Raw genomic sequence first — 578 nt, 5'->3', positions numbered from 1 at the left:
TGCTGAAGTCGCAGTCACAGTTGCGCCACAGAATGATGGCCCTGCCGCAGTGGATGATACGGCTACGACTAATGAAGACAGCCCAATCACAATTGATGTTCTGGCGAATGACTCAGACATTGATGGTGATGATCTGACTATCACAGCCGCTTCAGTCCCTGCAGAGCAAGGCACGGTAGAAATCGTGGACGGTAAGTTGGTATTCACTCCGGCGAAAGACTTCAACGGTGAAGCCACCATTAGCTACACCATCACCGATGGCGATAAAGAATCTAGCGCCAAAGTGGCTGTGGCGGTTGCGCCGCAGAACGACGGTCCTATAGCTGTTAACGATGCCGCAAGCACTGACGAAGATACGGCTATAACGATTGATGTGCTGAACAACGATACAGACGTTGATGGTGACAAGCTGACTATCACTGCCGCGTCAGTTCCTGCAGAGCAAGGCACGGTAGAGATCGTTGACGGTAAGTTGGTGTTCACGCCAGCGAAAGACTTCAATGGTGAAGCAACGATTAGCTACACCATCACCGATGGCAACGAAGAGTATTCAAGTGCAGAAGTCGCGGTGACAGTTG

The 578-nt window shown here is 51.2% G+C and carries 1 protein-coding gene; it reads left to right on the top strand.

Features of this window, described 5'->3' with window-relative positions:
* A partial coding sequence (locus D5I41_RS02860; protein WP_119008408.1) for an Ig-like domain-containing protein occupies positions 1 to 578 on the top strand: 578 nt, incomplete at both ends.

Source organism: Vibrio superstes (genome assembly GCF_003569005.1).
Taxonomy (GTDB): Bacteria; Pseudomonadota; Gammaproteobacteria; order Enterobacterales; family Vibrionaceae; genus Vibrio; species Vibrio superstes.
The sequence above is the reverse complement of the archived record's forward strand: the minus strand, read 5'-3'. Positions and strand labels throughout refer to the sequence as shown.